The following is an 18,219-nucleotide window of genomic DNA, read 5'->3' as shown; positions in this document are numbered from 1 at the left end:
CTTTTTAATAACGCTCAAAACTACAGTAAAGTTTTGATATTGAAAATATTTTTTGTTTGAAAAACACTATATCATTTTATTTCTTCAAGAAATTGATATTACGAAGTAAGCCTTCATATTTGGTTCGTTTTACAGCTGAATTTTTGAATACTTTCTGAAATGTATCCACCGTGATTTCCTCCCAATCTGCTTTTGAGAAGTTTAAAATATCAGGATTCGCTTGAAAAAGAGGTTCATTATGCGGCTTTGAGAATCGATTCCACGGACAAACATCTTGGCACACATCACAACCAAACATCCAATCGTCAAATTTGCCTTTCATTTCTTGTGGTAAATTATCTTTCAATTCAATCGTGAAATAGGAAATACATTTACTCCCATCAACCACATATGGCGCCACAATAGATTCCGTTGGACAAGCATCTAAGCAGGCGGTACAACTTCCACAATGATCGGTTGTTGGCGTATCGTAATCTAATTCCAAATCGATAATTAATTCAGCAATAAAATAGAATGAGCCTACTTTTTGCGTAATGAGATTACTGTTTTTTCCAACCCAACCCAATCCACTTTTAGCAGCCCAAGCTTTATCTAAAACCGGTGCCGAATCCACAAAAGCTCTTCCTGACGCTTCTCCAATTTCAGTTTGAATAAAGTGTAATAATTCCTTTAACTTCTCTTTTATGACGTGATGATAATCTTGTCCGTAGGCGTATTTTGAGATTTTATAAGAGTCTTCATTTTGAAGTTCGGAAGGATAATAATTTAACAACAAAGAAATGACACTTTTTGCACCATCCACCAAAAGTGTTGGATTCAAACGTTTGTCAAAATGGTTTTCCATATAACTCATTTGACCGTTCATTTGGTTGTTCAACCAATTTTCTAAACGAGGCGCTTCTTCTTGCAAAAAACCAGCTTTGGAAATACCGCAAGACAAAAAACCGAGGCGTTGGGCTTCGGCTTTTATCAACTGTGTGTATTTTTCTTTATTGTTTATCAAACTAAAATAAACCTCCTTGAAAATTGTTTTTAATTTTTCCTAAATGCTTGTACGCTTTTTCAGTCACTTCTCTTCCGCGAGGTGTTCTAATAATAAAACCTTCTTGAATTAAAAAGGGCTCGTAAACTTCTTCAATGGTTTCCCCACTTTCTGAAACTGCTGTTGCCAATGTAGTTAATCCGACAGGTCCTCCTTTGAATTTATCGATAATTGTGGAAAGAATTTTATTATCCATTTCATCTAAACCATGCGCATCTACATTGAGTGCTTTAAGAGCAAATCTAGCAATTTCAATATCAATTTTACCATTCCCTTTGATTTGGGCAAAATCTCTCACACGACGTAATAAAGCATTTGCAATACGAGGTGTTCCTCTACTTCTACCAGCAATTTCAATGGCAGCTTCCATCGTAATTGGCATCTTTAAAATTGAAGCACTTCGTTGTACAATAGTTGTTAATAATTCGGTATTATAATATTGTAGTCTACTTTGAATTCCGAAACGTGCGCGCATAGGTGCAGTTAACAATCCTGATCGAGTTGTAGCGCCAACTAAAGTAAACGGATTCAAGTTAATTTGAACGGTTCTTGCATTAGGACCCGATTCAATCATAATATCAATTTTGAAGTCTTCCATTGCCGAATACAAATATTCTTCAACAATAGGACTTAAACGATGAATCTCGTCAATAAATAAAACATCACGTTCCTCAAGATTTGTTAACAAACCTGCTAAATCACCGGGCTTATCCAAAACTGGACCAGAAGTAATTTTAATTCCTACTCCCAATTCGTTTGCCAAAATATTAGCCAAAGTAGTTTTTCCCAAACCTGGAGGTCCATGAAACAATGTATGATCTAAAGCTTCATTTCTTAAATTAGCCGCTTGGACAAAAACAGTCAAGTTATCTAATACCTGATCCTGACCAGTAAAGTCATCAAAACTTAATGGACGTAATGCCTTTTCGATATCTATATCTTGGGGAGAAAACGATTCTTTGTTTGGGTTTAGATTTTCATTCATACAACAAAGATAATAAAGTTATAAAACAAAAAACCTCTCAAATTGAGAGGTTTTTTTTCTATTTAAAATCTTAATGATGTAATTGCTCTTCGCCATCCTTCATAGGAACTACTTGAGGAACAAAATCTTCATCATGACCTGGTTTACTGTAATCATATGGCCATCTGTGAACTTCAGGAATTTCACCTGGCCAGTTACCATGTATATGTTCAACTGGAGTAGTCCATTCTAAAGTATTAGATTTCCATGGATTTTGAGATGCTTTCTTACCGTAGAAGATACTGTAGAAGAAATTCCAGAAAAACACAATTTGGAATGCAGCACCTACAATAGCAAAAACTGTAATCAATACGTTAACATCAGCTAATTCATCAAATAATGGGAAAGCAGAATTTGTATAGTAACGTCTAGGTAATCCGGCCATTCCAATGAAGTGCATTGGGAAGAAAACTCCATAAGCACAAATAGCAGTTACCCAAAAATGAACATAACCTAAATTTTTATTCATCATTCTTCCAAACATTTTAGGGAACCAATGGTAAACTCCAGCGAAGAATCCGTATAAAGCAGATATACCCATAACTAAGTGGAAGTGAGCCACAACAAAGTAAGTGTCGTGAACGTTAATATCTAAAGTTGAATCTCCAAGAATAATACCCGTTAAACCTCCACTAATGAAAGTAGAAACTAATCCAATAGAGAACAACATAGCAGGATTCATCTGTAAATTACCTTTCCATAAAGTTGTTATATAGTTAAAAGCTTTTACAGCTGAAGGAATTGCAATCAATAAAGTAGTAAATGTAAATACTGAACCTAAAAAAGGATTCATACCTGACACGAACATATGGTGACCCCAAACGATAGTAGATAAAAACGCAATTGCCAAAATAGATGCAATCATGGCACGATAACCAAAAATAGGTTTTCTTGCATTGGTTGCTATAATCTCAGAAGTGATTCCTAATGCAGGTAGCAATACGATGTAAACTTCAGGGTGACCTAAAAACCAGAATAAGTGCTCAAATAAAACTGGAGAACCTCCTTGGTAATGTAAAACTTCACCTTGGATAAAAATATCTGATAAGAAGAATGAAGTCCCAAAACTTCTATCGAAAATTAATAATAAAGCTGCAGAAAATAAAACAGGAAATGAAACGATACCTATAATAGCAGTTACGAAGAAAGCCCAAACTGTTAAAGGTAATCTTGTCATGGTCATCCCTTTAGTTCTCATGTTGATTACAGTAACAACATAATTCAAAGAACCCATCAAAGAAGATGCAATGAAAATAGCCATAGAAGCTAACCATAATGTCATCCCTAAACCAGAACCAGGAATAGCCTGAGGTAAAGCACTCAAAGGAGGATAAATTGTCCATCCAGCAGATGCAGGACCAGATTCTACAAATAAAGAACAAATCATGATAATACAAGATACGAAGAACAACCAAAAAGAAAGCATGTTCATAAATCCTGAAGCCATATCACGAGCTCCAATTTGTAATGGTATTAACAAGTTACTAAATGTTCCACTCAGACCAGCAGTAAGAACAAAGAATACCATAATGGTACCATGAATAGTTACCAATGCAAGATAAATATCATTTCTCATTACACCATCAGGTGCAAAATTATCTCCTAAGAAAATTTTAAATACTTCGAAAGATTCTTCTGGCCATGCAATTTGCATACGGAAGAATAAAGATAAAACAACTCCAACAATACCCATCAATAAACCTGAGATAAGGTATTGTTTCGCTATCATTTTGTGATCAAGACTAAAGATATATTTAGTAATGAAAGTTTCTTTATGATGACCGTGATCGTGTGACATACTAATTCTATTATGTGATATAAAATAAATTATTTAATAACTTGAGCTACAACTTTAGTTGAATCAACTGATGTAGGAGCAACTTCAGAAGCTGCAGGCGCAGGAGCATTAGCTTCTTTCCATTGTTGAGCTAAAGTAGGCTTTTCAGCTAACCAAGCTTTAAAATCTTCAGGGGTATCAACAACGATTTTCATTTGCATATTGTAATGAGAAGCACCACAAATCTTGTTACATAACAACAAATAATCAAATGTATAAGGATCTAAAGCTGTACTACCCTCAGCAACAAGTTTCTTACTTTTCTCTGTACGAATCTTATTAATTTTATCCACTTTAGCCATAATTGCTTGATCAGCTCTCATATCTGCTGTTGTTACAGTAGGAGTGAAAGCAAATTGAGTAATCATTCCAGGAACGCAATTCATTTGTACTCTAAAATGTGGCATATATGCAGAATGTAATACGTCTTGTGAACGCATTTTAAAAATTACTTTTTTTCCAACAGGTAAGTGTAGTTCCGTAACAACTTTATCATCTTGAGCAGCTGGATCAGCCAAATCAACACCTAGAGTATTGACCCCTTCAATTAATCTAACGTTTGCTTTACCTAAAGTTTTATCGTCACCAGCATAACGAGCTTCCCATCCAAATTGCTTTGCATATAATTCAATTACGATAGCATCTTGCTTATCTTCCTCATCAACAAACATAATGTTGTTCCAAGTGTAAAGACCATACATAATCAATCCAGCTAAAACAATTACAGGAATAATTGTCCAAATAGCCTCTAATTTATTGTTGTCAGCAAAGTAAAGCGCTTTTTGACCTTCTTTACCTCTATATTTGAAAGCAAAGTAATGCAACAAAAATTGAGTAATCGTTTGAACAAAGAAAATAATAGCTAAAGAGATATACATTAAGTTGTCATAATCTGTACCATGTTCAGAAGCTGGAGTACCCAATACTAAATCACCCCAAGCGTATAATGAATAAATCGTAAATACATAAATGAATCCAACGAAAGCAAACATTAAGTAACCATTAACACTATTATCTTTATCATTAGCAATTTCTGAATCTTCAGCAATTCCACCAATTTGGGTTAAATCAAAAATTTTAGTTAATTGCCAAACTGCAATCCCAACTAGAACTAAAATTATAAATACCAAGAAACTTGTCATTTTTATTTCTTTTTAACTATTAATAATGAAAATGTTTACTTTCCTCAATAAAAGGATTACCTTTTGGAACTAATGGAGCCTTAGTTAAAGCAGTAAATACAACGAAAATAAATAACCCTAAGAAGAACATTAAAGCTCCTATTTCAGGAATACCAATAAACCATTGATCACCAACAGTAGCAGGCATAATCATATTGAAAAAATCAATATAATGACCAAATAAAATTACAATACCAGCCATAACAACAATCCAAGTTAAACGTTTGAAATCAGTATTGATTAAGATTAACAATGGGAAGATGAAGTTTAAAGCCAACATACCAAAAAATGGTAATTTATAATGTTCTATACGAGTTACAAAATAAGTAACCTCTTCTGGAATATTTGAATACCATATCAGCATGAACTGTGAGAACCATAAATATGTCCAGAAGATACTAATACCAAACATAAATTTAGCTAAATCGTGAATGTGACTTGTATTAACATGCTCTAAATATCCTTTAGATTTTAAGTATAAGGTAACCATTGCAATCACAGTAATTCCGCTTACAAAGAAACTTGCAAATACATACCATCCAAATAAAGTACTGTACCAGTGTGGATCAACAGACATAATCCAATCCCAAGACATAATTGACTCTGAAACAATAAAGAACACTAAGAAAGCGGCAGACATCTTGAAGTTTTTCTTGTAGAAAGTATTATCAGTAGAATTGTCTTGAGCTATTGAATTTTTTCTTGAAAAATGACGATATAAATTCCAAACTATTAAAAATAAAGCTGCTCTACCTAAGAAGAAAGGAACATTTAAGTAACCCGATTTTAAGTCAATTAATTTGTCGTACTTAACGCTAGCTTTGTCTAAAACCGCAGGATCCATCCAAACAAACAAATGATTAAAATGTAAACCAGCAGCTACCAACAATAAAAAGAAAATAATTGAACCAGGTAACAAATAAGATGTAATACCTTCCATTACTCTAAATAATATTGGAGACCAACCTGCTTGAGCTGCATATTGAATAGCATAAAAAGCCAGAACACCAACAGAAATTAACATAAAGAAAATACAAGCAACATACAAAGCAGCCCAAGGCTTATTTTGCAATTGATGTAAAACATGTTCTAAGTGAGCTTTATGATCATCATGTGAATGAGCATCAGCATTAGCATCATGATTATCATTATGGTCATTTACCACAGCAGAAGTAACCATTGTAGTATCAGATGACTTACTTGTCGAGTCTACAACTACATTTGTTCCAACATGAGTTGAGTCAGAGTGAATTTGAGCTACTTTGACAGTATCAGCAACAACATGAGCATCGGCAGCATGTGGTGCCACTTTTTCAGAATGAGAAGCCTCATGATGATGACTATCTGCTAATAATTTTTCAACATCCTCAATTGTTTTTGGAGCATTTAAAAATCCAACAGCAATACCTATAACACCAAGAGCCATTAGGATGAATGAAAAAGTTTTTAATTTACTTGAAAACGTGTACATATCTATTATTTTCAAAAAGTATTAATATTATAAACCGGCTTTTAATTTTAAAACGTAATCCGTTACTTGCCATCTTTCCTCTTGCGATAACTGATTGGCATGAGAACCCATAGAATTTAAACCATATGTGATTACATGATAAATACTACCTTCTGTAATTTCTCTATCCTTATAATTTGGAACACCTAAAAATTTCTCTTTAAGAACTAAATTACCTTTACCATCTCCTTTATCACCATGACAAATTGCACAATAAACTGTGTATAATTCTTTAGCTTTATCAGGATTTAAAGATAAAGAATCTAATGGTGACTTTAATGTAGCCTTAGCTAAGGCATAACCTTCAGGAGTGTTAGGGATTTCGTATGGAACAAAACCTCTTTTAATCGATCCTTTAGCAGGTAATTGCGCCTCTACACCACCTTTAAACACATCATGTTCAGAATAAGTTTCGTAAGAAACGGCCTCATACATGTTGGGAAAAAACTGATAGTTTGGTCGTGCTTTATCGAAACATGAAGTTGCCATGAAAGACAATCCTACTACTGCTACTATTTTGTATAAACTTTTCATAACTATCTATTAATGCTTTTCTACGACTTTTACTTCAACTGCTCCAGTTTTAGTAAAGAAAGAAATTAATTCTTCTTCATTACCATGAACACCAACTTCCATCAGAAAATGATCGTCAGTTGTTCTAACATCTGGATTTTCTGCTTGTTTAAAAGGCCATAACTTACTTCTCATGTAGAATGTAATAACCATTAAGTGAGCAGCAAAGAAAACAGTTCCTTCAAACATAATTGGCACAAAAGCAGGCATGTTTTCAATGTAACTGAAACTAGGCTTACCTCCAATATCTTGAGGCCAATCATTTATCATCACAAAATTCATTAAAGCTGTGTAAATTGAAAGACCAACTAATCCATAAATAAATGCACAAATAGCAAGTCTAGTTGGAGCTAATCCCATAGCTTTATCCAAACCGTGAACTGGGAATGGTGTGTAAATTTCTTCAATATGATGATGAGCTGCTCTTGTTTGTTTAACAGCATTCATTAAAACATCATCATCATTATATATAGCGTGTATTACTTTATTACTCATGATATTAATGATTATCTGAATGATTATGACCGTGTTTTTCTCTTTCTGCTTTGTAGTTATCTCCAGAAGATTTTAAGATTGTCTTAACCTCTGCTTGAGCAATTACAGGGAAACTTCTTGAATATAATAAGAATAAAACAAAGAAGAATCCGATAGTTCCAATGTAGATACCTGCATCAACAAAAGTTGGTTGAAACATTGTCCATGAAGATGGTAAATAATCTCTATGTAATGAAGTAACGATAATTACAAAACGCTCAAACCACATACCTACATTCACTACAATTGAAATTATAAAAGAGGCCATAATGTTAGTTCTAATTTTCTTAGACCACATAACTTGTGGAGAAATTACGTTACATGTCATCATTAACCAGTATGACCACCAATAAGGACCTGTTGCTCTATTTAAGAAAGCATATTGTTCATACTCAACTCCAGAATACCAAGCTACAAATAACTCAGTTATATATGCTATACCTACAATAGATCCAGTAATCATAACTACAATATTCATTAATTCAATATGTTGTATTGTAATGTAGTCTTCTAGATTCGAAACTTTTCTCATGATAATAAGTAAGGTATTTACCATTGCAAATCCAGAGAAAATAGCTCCTGCAACAAAGTATGGAGGTAATATAGTAGTGTGCCATCCTGGAATGACAGACGTAGCAAAGTCAAAAGATACGATTGTATGTACAGAAAGTACAAGTGGAGTTGCTAAACCAGCTAAAACTAAAGAAACTTCTTCAAAACGCTGCCAATCTTTAGCTCTACCAGACCATCCAAAAGAAAGAATAGAATAAACTCTTTTTGTAAAAGGAGTCACTGCTCTATCACGTAACATAGCAAAATCAGGTAATAAACCAGTCCACCAGAAAACTAATGATACCGATAAATACGTAGAAATTGCAAATACGTCCCATAATAAGGGAGAATTAAAATTCACCCACAATGAACCGAATTGATTTGGAATTGGTAATACCCAATAACCTAACCATGGACGACCCATGTGAATAATTGGGAATAAACCAGCTTGCATTACCGAAAAAATCGTCATTGCTTCTGCAGAACGGTTAATAGCCATTCTCCATTTTTGACGGAATAATAATAATACGGCAGAGATAAGAGTTCCTGCGTGACCGATACCTACCCACCAAACGAAATTGGTGATATCCCATGCCCAACCAACTGTTTTATTTAATCCCCATGTTCCAATACCAGTGGTAACGGTATAAATCATACAACCTAATCCCCATAGGAAAGCGGCTAATGCAATTGAAAATACTGTCCACCATTGTTTGTTTGCTCTACCTTCAACAGGTCTAGCCACATCTACCGTTACATCGTGGTAAGATTTACTTCCTACTACTAAAGGTTTTCTAATGGGTGCTTCGTAATGAGACGACATAATCCTTTATATTGTTTCTTTAATTAATACTTATTTATCGTTTCTAACTTTCACGTGGTACATCACGTTTGGTTTTGTTCCGATGTGCTCTAATAAATGATACATTCTGTCAGATTCAACCAATTTAGCAACATCTGATTCTGAATCATTAATATCTCCAAATTTCATTGCTCCACTTGTACATGCTGCAGAACAAGCTGTTTGGAATTCATCTTTACCAACTGGTCTACCTTCACGTTTAGCTTTTAATTTAACCGCCTGAGTCATTTGAATACACATAGAACATTTTTCCATAACCCCACGAGAACGGACATTTACATCTGGGTTAATAACCATACGACCTAAATCATCATTCATATGATAATCAAACTCGCTGTTTTTGTTATATAGGAACCAGTTGAAACGTCTTACTTTATATGGACAGTTATTTGCACAGTAACGAGTACCGACACATCTGTTGTATGCCATGTGGTTTTGACCTTCTCTACCATGAGATGTCGCAGCTACTGGACATACTGTTTCACAAGGTGCGTGATTACAATGCTGACACATTACAGGTTGAAATGCAACTTGTGGATTTTCTGAAGGATCTTCCATACCTGTAAAGGTATCAATCGAATTCAATAATCCAGATGCAGATTCTTTCAATTCTACATCCCCTGCAAAAGTTTCTTTAGAAGAATAATATCTATCAATACGTAACCAGTGCATATCTCTACTTCTTCTAACTTCTGCTTTACCTACCACTGGTACGTTATTTTCAGCATGACATGCTATAACACATGCTCCACAACCCGTACATGCATTTAAATCAATAGATAAGTTAAAGTGATGTCCAACACTTCTATCAAAAGAATCCCATAAGTCAACTTCTGTAGCTGCTGTTGGTTTGTGATCTAATGATACCATTGGAACAGGATTCCAAACTTTAGCATCTTTAGTATTGAAAACTTCTAATGTAGTTTCTTTGATAATATCACCTCTACCCATTAATGTTTTTTGTAACTGAACACAAGCAAATTCGTGCTCACCTTCAGCAACAGTAATAGTAGCCGATTGATTTGAGTTTAAGTTAGCGTATAAAGCATAAGCATTAACACCTACTTGCATCTCTTCTTTTAAACCTAATTTTTTACCATATCCAAAAGCCAAACCTAAAGTTCCTTTTGCTTGACCTGGTTGAATAATAACTGGTACATTTTCTAAAGTAGTATTTCCTACTTTAATAGTGGCATAACTTCCGTTTAAACCTCCATTAGCCACATTCCAGTTTTTAAATCCATTAGCTTCAGCATCTGCTTTGGACATAGTTACGTAGTTATCCCAAGATACTCTTGTAATAGGATCTGGGAATTCTTGTAACCAAGGATTGTTTGCTTGTTGTCCATCTCCCATTCCAACTTTAGAATATAATACTAAATCGAAGTTAGAAGATTTTGCTTGCGCTAGAGCCGAAGCTGCCGAAGCATAATCAGCAGAAACTGCAGTTAATGGACTTGCTACTGAAGCAACAAAACCATCATGAACTGCTTGATTCCAAGATTTTCCAGCTAAAGAAGTAGCAGAGAAAGATTTTAAGAAATCGTAATAAGCAACAGTATTGTCTGTCCAAGTTAATAAAGCCTCTTGGAACTGTTTTGTATTGAATAAAGGACGAATCGTTGGTTGTATAATGCTGTAATTACTTCTAGTAATAGTAACATCACCCCAAGACTCTAAATAATGAGGAGCTGCAGCAGCAATTGTAGTTAAACTTGAAGTTTCGTCTTCTTTCATAGAGAAAGCAACCGAAAGCTTAACAGATTTTAATGCCGCAACGAAATCTTTAGAATTTGCTAAAGTATAAGCAGGATTAACTCCGTTCATAATTAATGTATGAACTTTTCCAGCTTTCATATCTGCTACTAATTGAGCAACCGCTTTTGCATCACCTTTTCTTGTAAGGATCGCATCAGAAGGATTGAAAGCTTCAGACTGTAAAGCAATATTAATAGCTAAAACTACTAATTGTGCATTTACATCATCTAAACCAGTTACAACAACTCCTTTGTTTTTAGCATCTTTAAGTTGTTTAGCTACTTTAGCTATTTGAGCATTTTTAGGTTGAGCACCACTTAAAACAGCATAATATAAATCAGCTAAAGCTTGTTTTTGTTGCGCAACTGTCATTGGAATTCTAACATCTGCATTAGCACCTGCTAAAGACATGTTCGATTCAATTTGAATATGTTTAGACATCATTCCATTTTTAGGAATACGACCTTGAGCATATCCTGCATCAAAACCTCCACCTTGCCAATCTCCTAAGAAATCTGCACCAACAGAAACGATAACGTCTGCTTTTGAAAAATCATAATTTGCTAAAGCTCTTACACCGTAAACAGCTTGAAAAGCGTCTAAAGCGTTTGATTCAGAAACTGCATCATAAACAACATGTTTAGTTGTTGGATATTTAGCAACTAAAGAAGCAATTAAAGCATCAGTTGAAGGACTAGCCATAGTATTTGTTAGCACAACTACATTTCCACCTTTTGCCTTAGCTTCTTCTAAACTAGCTTTAACTTTAGTATTCACGTCAGCCCAAGTTGCATCTTTACCAGCAATTTTAGGTTGTTTCAAACGCAAACTATCGTATAATGAAAGAACAGAAGCATGAACTCTTGCATTAGCTCCAGTTTTTGCTCCTTCTAAATTATTGTTCTCTACTTTAATAGGACGACCCTCACGAGTTTTGATTAAAATATTAGCAAAATCAAAACCATCAGCCATTGTTGTTGCATAATAATCAGCAACACCAGGAATAATTTCTTCTGGTTGAACTACGTAAGGAATTGACTTTACAACAGGACCTTCACAAGCCGCTAATGAAGCTGCAGCCGTGCTAAATCCAACATATTTTAAAAAGTCACGACGAGTAGTTGACGAAGAAGACAAAGATTCTTTATCTCCTAAAAATTGGTCAACCGGAATTGGCTCCACAAACTCGTTGTTTCTTAGCGTCTCAACAATAGAGCTATTTTCGTTTAGCTCTTCAACACTTTTCCAGTATTTTTTGTTTGATGCCATTGTATAGTATATTAGCTTCTTAAATTATTTTATTAATAGTGACATTTACCACATTCTAAACCTCCCATTTGAGCAGCAGTCAACTGAGATACTCCGTATTTTTTAGAAAGTTCTTCATGTATTTTTTTGTAGTAAGCATTATCTTCAACTTTCACATTAGTTTCTCTATGACAGTTGATACACCATCCCATAGTTAAAGGAGAATGTTGACGCATAATTTCCATTTCTTGAACAGGTCCATGACAAGTTTGACATTCAACACCTGCAACAGTTACGTGTTGTGAGTGATTGAAATAAACGTGATCTGGTAAATTATGAATTCTAACCCATTTAACTGGTTTAGTTTTTCCTGTATATTTTTGCAATGATTTATCCCAACCAACCGCATCATATAATTTTTGGATTTCACCATCATAAAATGCTTTAGAATATTCAGGAGTAGCTGTTGTCTCAGCCACCTCACTAATATTTTTATGACAGTTCATACAAACATTCAATGAAGGAATGTTAGAGTGTTTAGAAACTCTAGCAGCAGAGTGACAATATTTACAATCAATAGCATTATCTCCAGCGTGAATCTTGTGCGAATAATGAATTGGTTGAATTGGTTCATACCCTTGATCAACACCAATTTGCATCATCCATCCATAAGCAAAGTAAGCAGATGTTAACAACAACAAAATCACAGTAACGATTACCAAAAATTGATTCTTAGCATAAGCTCTGAAAACATTAGCTACTGAACGATCTTTTTGCTCAACTTCCAAACCTTTGGCACTAGCAATCTTAGTCAACATATTATTCACAAGGAATAACATGACAACCAACATCATCATAACCAAAGAAAGCACTCCTAATATTACATTATTAGAAACACCTGAATCATCAGCAGCTGCATCACCTGCAACAACAGGAGCACCAGGAGTTGCAGCAGGAGCCAGAGGTGCAGGTTCAGAAGTATATGCTATAATATTGTCAATATCTTCATTTGACAATTGTGGAAATGCTGTCATTGGAACTTTATTGTTCTCTTCAAATACTTTTACAGCTTGCGCATCTCCTGACTTGATTAATTCTCCACTGTTTTTAATCCATTTGTACAACCATTCTTTATCATATTTAGACTCAACGTTACGAAGTGCAGGCCCCGTAGCTTTACCATCTAACTTATGACAAGCAGCACAATTGGTATTAAACAATTCTTTACCTTTCGCGGCATCCTGTGAAAATGCTGATAAAGATGTCACTAGCACTAATGCTAAACTGAAGAAAATCTTTGAAAACGACTTATGGTTACCCACCTTTTTCATATTTAAAATGATTATCGACTTTAATTTTGGCATACCTTTAGATACACCATATCTAAAAGAACACGTTATTTTTTCAAAACTCCGACAAAAATACAATATTAGAACTATTATTAAAACCTTAATTTTATCATAAAATGTAATTTATATTTGTTCTAAATAATAACTTAGTATACCATTTTAAACATTAATTGTATTTTTGTAATAAAATTATTTAACTATGAAAACCACATCAAAACATAACTTATTGTACTTCTTTATTCTAAATCTGTTTTTTACTTTATGCACTTATGGCCAGCACAACAAAACAACTCTTATTGTAGATCAAAAAATAGATCAGATACTAAAAGAAAAAAGGAGAATAAATTCAGGATTATTTTTAAATGAAGCTTATAAAATTCAAATATTTTACGGGAATAGCGAAGATTCAAAAAAGAAGTTAAATGAATTTAAAAAAGAATTTAATGAATTAGATGGAACTATTATCTTCAATAGTCCAAATTATAAAGTTTGGGTGGGCAATTTTAAATCTAGAATTGAAGTAGAAAAAGCTTTGACAGATATCCAAAAGAAATACCCTAACGCATTAATTATTAAACCATCCAATCAATAAACACAAATAAAAAAGACCATTCTTTCGAATGGCCTTTTAACTATATCTTAGAAATTATTTTAATTTCTTTTTAACTTCAACTTCGTGGAATCCTTCAATTAAATCATACTCACGAATGTCGTTGTAATTTTTAATTTGCATTCCACAATCGTATCCTTTGGAAACTTCTTTTACATCATCTTTAAAACGTTTTAAAGTAGCTAATTCACCAGTGTAAATTACAACTCCTTCTCTAATTAAACGAATCTTAGAATTTCTGAAAATCTTACCATCTGTAACCATACATCCAGCAATAGTTCCAACTTTAGAAACTTTAAACAATTCTCTAATTTCGGCTGTACCAGTAATCTCCTCTTTCATTTCTGGAGACAACATTCCTTCCATGGCATCTTTTAAATCATCAATTGCATCGTAAATAATTGAGTAGTTACGGATATCGATTTCTTCTTTTTCAGCTAATTGTTTCGCATTTCCTTGTGGACGAACGTTAAATCCAATAATAATAGCATCAGAAGCAGAAGCTAACAACACGTCAGATTCCGTAATTGCTCCAACTCCCTTATGAATAATATTAATTTGGATTTCTTCAGTTGATAATTTTGAGAATGAGTCAGATAAGGCTTCAACAGAACCATCCACGTCTCCTTTAAGGATAATATTCAATTCTTTAAATTGTCCTAATGCAATACGACGTCCAATTTCGGCAAGTGTAATATGTTTTTGAGTACGAACCGATTGCTCACGTTGTAACTGAGTACGTTTAGCTGCAATTTGTTTTGCTTCTCTTTCGTCTTCATAAACATTGAACTTATCACCTGCTGTTGGTGCACCATCTAATCCTAAAACTGATACCGGAGTTGATGGTCCAGCAGATTTAATTTGGTGACCTCTTTCGTCAAACATAGCTCTAATCTTACCATGATTTTTTCCTGCTAATACATAATCACCCACTTTTAAAGTCCCTGCTTGTACTAAAATTGTTGAAACATAACCTCTTCCTTTATCTAACTGAGCTTCCACTACAGTTCCTAAGGCAGGTTTGTTTGGATTAGCTTTCAATTCCAAAATTTCAGCCTCTAACAATACTTTTTCTAATAATTCAGGAACTCCTTGACCAAATTTAGCTGAAATGTCTTGAGATTGATATTTTCCACCCCAATCCTCAACTAATAAGTTCATACCTGCTAATTGCTCTTTGATTTTCTCTGGATTAGCCGTTGGTTTATCCACTTTATTAATAGCAAAGATCATTGGTACACCTGCAGCTTGCGCATGACTAATCGCCTCTTTAGTTTGTGGCATAATTTCATCATCAGCAGCTACCACGATAATAGCAATATCGGTAACTTGAGCTCCACGTGCTCGCATCGCAGTAAACGCTTCGTGACCTGGTGTGTCTAAGAACGTGATTTTTTCACCATTCTCTAGAACTACTCCGTAAGCCCCAATATGTTGCGTAATTCCTCCAGACTCACCTGCAATAACGTTAGCTTTACGAATGTAATCCAATAACGAAGTTTTACCATGGTCAACGTGCCCCATTACTGTAACAATAGGTGCTCTGTGAACTAAATCTTCTGGATTATCTTCAACAACCACTGCAGCTTCTTCGATATCGGTAGTAATAAATTCTACTTCATATCCAAACTCATCGGCAACAATAGATAAAGTTTCTGCATCTAAACGTTGGTTCATGGTAACCATGATACCTAATGACATGCAAGTTCCGATTACCTTAGTAATTGGAACATCCATTAAGGCCGCAATTTCACCAACTGTAACAAATTCTGTTACTTTTAATATTTTACTTCCTTCTTCTTGTGCTTGCAATTCATCATCTACACGTTGACGGTGAGAATCTCTTTTATCTCTACGATATTTAGCAGATTTTGATTTATTACCTTTACCTTGAAGTCTTTCAAGTGTTTCTTTAATTTGGTTTTTAACGTCTTCTTCAGAAGGCTCTACCTTTTGAATAATTGGTTTTTTACCTTTATTGAAACCACCTGCTCCGCCTTTAATAAATTCTTTCTTAGGTCCTCCGGCAGCATTATTAGCCCCAGGAGTTCCAGTAGTACCTGGCTTAACAATACGCTTACGCTTGTTTTTATTATTATTTGCAGCATTAGCACCTACAGCATTTTGCGCCTGAGGTGTTCCAGGTTTTTTGAAATCTTTTTTAGGATCTTCTTTTTTCTTCTTAGGCTTATCAAATTGCGATAAATCAATTTTTTGACCTGTAAAAGTAGCTCCAGACAATTTTTGATATTGTGTTTCTATCTTTTCCTCAATTGCTTCATCAGTTGAAGTTTCAGTTTTAACCATTACTTCTTTAACTGGTTTCACAATTTCAGGCTTATTAACCTCTTGAATTTCTTCTTTTATCTCAGTTTTAACAGGCTCAGAAACTTTTTCTCCTACTACCTTTTCAACAACCTCAACAGGTTTTTCTTCAGAAATTGGCTTTTCAGATTTAACTTCAGGTTTTTTAGGATCTAAATCGATTTTACCTACAGCTTTTGGACCTGATAAAACGGCCTTAGCTTTGATAATTTCCTGTCTTTGACGCTCTTCTTCCTGCAAACGTTTAGCTTCTTGTTCTTTTTCAAGTTCGCGTTTCAGCGCCTCCTTCTCTTTTCTTTTTTCTTCACTTACTTCAAGAGAGGCAACCTTATTCCCTTTGTCAGCAGAAAATTGACCACATAAGACATTGTATTCCTCTTGTGAGATTTTAGCATTAGGACTCGACTCAATTTCGTGACCCTTTTCCTTTAAAAAATCCACAGCTCTATCTAGAGAAATATTTAACTCCCTTAAAACTTTGTTTATTCTTATTACTCTTTCTTCAGACATATAATCTTTTTAAAATTCTTTGTTTGTTGTTGTGTTGTTAAATTTAAAAATTATCCTTCTAATTCTTCTTTTAAAATATTGATAACTTCTAAAATAGTTTCTTCTTCAAGATCAGTTCTTCTTACTAAATCGGCAACATCCTGATTTAATACACTTCTAGCAGTATCTAAACCAATTTTTTCAAACTCTTCTATTACCCAAGCTTCAATTTCGTCAGAAAACTCTCTTAATTCTACATCATCCTCTTCTTCTGTAATACCTTCGCGTATTACATCGATTTCATATCCAGTTAACAAACTTGCCAACTTAATATTATTACCTCCCCTACCAATAGCTTTAGAAACTTCTTCTATCTTAAGGAAAACTTCTGCCGTTTTTGCTTCTTCATTAATTTTTACAGAAGAAACTTTTGCTGGACTTAAGGCTCTTGTAATATATAATTGTGCGTTAGTTGTATAATTAATAACATCAATGTTTTCATTTCCTAATTCACGAACAATACCATGAATACGCGATCCTTTCATTCCCACACATGCACCAACAGGATCAATTCTATCATCATAAGAATCTACAGCTACTTTTGCTTTTTCACCAGGAATTCGAACTACTTTTTTAATTGTTATTAAACCGTCAAATACCTCTGGAATTTCTTGTTCAAATAATTTTTCAAGAAATTCTGGAGCCGTTCTTGACATGATAATTTGAGGCTTATTCCCTTTTAATTCAACATTTTCAATCACACCTCTTACATTATCTCCTTTCTTGAAGTAATCGTTTGGAATCTGTTTTTCTTTTGGCAAAACAATTTCATTCCCTTCATCATCCATCAAAATTACAGCTTTTGGACGAACATGGTGCACTTCAGCTGTATAAATATCCCCTATTAAATCTTTAAATTGTTTGTAAAGATTTGTATTGTCATGCTCATGAATCTTAGAGATCAAATTTTGACGTAATGCTAAAATAGCCCTTCTCCCCAATTGAATTAATTTTACCTCTTCAGAAACATCTTCACCCACTTCAAAATCAGGCTCAATTCTTCTCGCTTCAGACAAAGAAATCTCAGAATTTGGATCCTCAACTTCACCATCTTCTACAACAACACGGTTTCTCCAAATCTCCATATCTCCCTTATCAGGATTTATAATGATGTCAAAGTTATCGTCTGATCCATATTTCTTCTTCAATGCATTTCTAAATACATCCTCTAAAATTGCCATTAGTGTAACTCTGTCAATGAGTTTATCGTCTTTAAATTCTGAAAACGATTCGATTAACGCAATATTTTCCATGTTAACGCTTTA

At 34.1% G+C, this 18,219-nt stretch carries 13 protein-coding genes; 1 reads left to right on the top strand and 12 read right to left on the bottom strand.

Annotated features, from left to right (window positions below; translation table 11 throughout):
• Positions 1 to 76 precede the first annotated feature (76 nt).
• The 10 genes from queG to NAT47_RS00685 form a co-directional block, all read right to left on the bottom strand.
• Positions 77 to 1,003 carry a tRNA epoxyqueuosine(34) reductase QueG gene (gene queG, locus NAT47_RS00730; RefSeq protein WP_250579457.1) on the bottom strand — a complete coding sequence of 309 codons (927 nt, stop codon included), beginning with the start codon at positions 1,001 to 1,003 and terminating at the stop codon, positions 77 to 79.
• A 1-nt stretch (position 1,004) separates the two neighbouring features.
• Positions 1,005 to 2,027 (bottom strand): Holliday junction branch migration DNA helicase RuvB, encoded by a 1,023-nt coding sequence (gene ruvB / locus NAT47_RS00725; RefSeq protein WP_250579455.1) that lies wholly within the window; start codon positions 2,025 to 2,027, stop codon positions 1,005 to 1,007.
• A 70-nt stretch (positions 2,028 to 2,097) separates the two neighbouring features.
• Positions 2,098 to 3,864, bottom strand: coding sequence for a cytochrome c oxidase subunit I (locus tag NAT47_RS00720; protein ID WP_250579453.1), 1,767 nt, complete (start codon positions 3,862 to 3,864; stop codon positions 2,098 to 2,100).
• A gap of 29 nt (positions 3,865 to 3,893) precedes the next feature.
• Complete coding sequence (locus NAT47_RS00715) at positions 3,894 to 5,045, bottom strand: cytochrome c oxidase subunit II (RefSeq protein ID WP_250579451.1); 1,152 nt, start codon at positions 5,043 to 5,045, stop codon at positions 3,894 to 3,896.
• A gap of 19 nt (positions 5,046 to 5,064) precedes the next feature.
• Entirely contained in the window at positions 5,065 to 6,555 is a 1,491-nt protein-coding gene (locus tag NAT47_RS00710; RefSeq protein WP_250579450.1) for a quinol:cytochrome C oxidoreductase, read from the bottom strand.
• Positions 6,556 to 6,582: 27 nt separating this feature from the next.
• Entirely contained in the window at positions 6,583 to 7,128 is a 546-nt protein-coding gene (locus NAT47_RS00705; RefSeq protein ID WP_250579448.1) for a c-type cytochrome, read from the bottom strand.
• Between the two features lie 9 nt (positions 7,129 to 7,137).
• Complete coding sequence (locus NAT47_RS00700; RefSeq protein WP_250579446.1) at positions 7,138 to 7,662, bottom strand: DUF3341 domain-containing protein; 525 nt, start codon at positions 7,660 to 7,662, stop codon at positions 7,138 to 7,140.
• A gap of 4 nt (positions 7,663 to 7,666) precedes the next feature.
• A complete protein-coding gene (nrfD, locus tag NAT47_RS00695) occupies positions 7,667 to 9,076 on the bottom strand; it encodes an NrfD/PsrC family molybdoenzyme membrane anchor subunit (protein ID WP_250579445.1) in 1,410 nt (469 codons plus the stop codon).
• A 30-nt stretch (positions 9,077 to 9,106) separates the two neighbouring features.
• On the bottom strand, positions 9,107 to 12,142 hold the full coding sequence (locus tag NAT47_RS00690) for a TAT-variant-translocated molybdopterin oxidoreductase (RefSeq protein ID WP_250579444.1): 3,036 nt from the start codon (positions 12,140 to 12,142) through the stop codon (positions 9,107 to 9,109).
• 32 nt (positions 12,143 to 12,174) lie between these two features.
• A complete protein-coding gene (locus NAT47_RS00685) occupies positions 12,175 to 13,452 on the bottom strand; it encodes a c-type cytochrome (protein ID WP_250579951.1) in 1,278 nt (425 codons plus the stop codon).
• 217 nt (positions 13,453 to 13,669) lie between these two features.
• Here NAT47_RS00685 and NAT47_RS00680 point away from each other — a divergent pair, with 217 nt between their 5' ends.
• Positions 13,670 to 14,062, top strand: a complete 393-nt coding sequence (locus tag NAT47_RS00680) for an SPOR domain-containing protein (protein WP_250579443.1) — start codon at positions 13,670 to 13,672, stop codon at positions 14,060 to 14,062.
• Between the two features lie 54 nt (positions 14,063 to 14,116).
• Here NAT47_RS00680 and infB read toward each other — a convergent pair whose 3' ends face one another.
• Both infB and nusA read right to left on the bottom strand, forming a co-directional pair.
• On the bottom strand, positions 14,117 to 16,915 hold the full coding sequence (gene infB / locus NAT47_RS00675) for a translation initiation factor IF-2 (protein ID WP_250579442.1): 2,799 nt from the start codon (positions 16,913 to 16,915) through the stop codon (positions 14,117 to 14,119).
• 50 nt (positions 16,916 to 16,965) lie between these two features.
• The gene (nusA, locus tag NAT47_RS00670; protein ID WP_250579441.1) at positions 16,966 to 18,207 is read right to left on the bottom strand and encodes a transcription termination factor NusA; all 1,242 of its coding nucleotides are present in this window, start codon (positions 18,205 to 18,207) and stop codon (positions 16,966 to 16,968) included.
• Positions 18,208 to 18,219: the final 12 nt, after the last annotated feature.

It is taken from the genome of Flavobacterium fragile (assembly GCF_023634865.1).
In the GTDB taxonomy this organism is placed as follows: domain Bacteria; phylum Bacteroidota; class Bacteroidia; order Flavobacteriales; family Flavobacteriaceae; genus Flavobacterium; species Flavobacterium fragile.
This window is presented reverse-complemented; position numbering and strand designations above follow the sequence as displayed.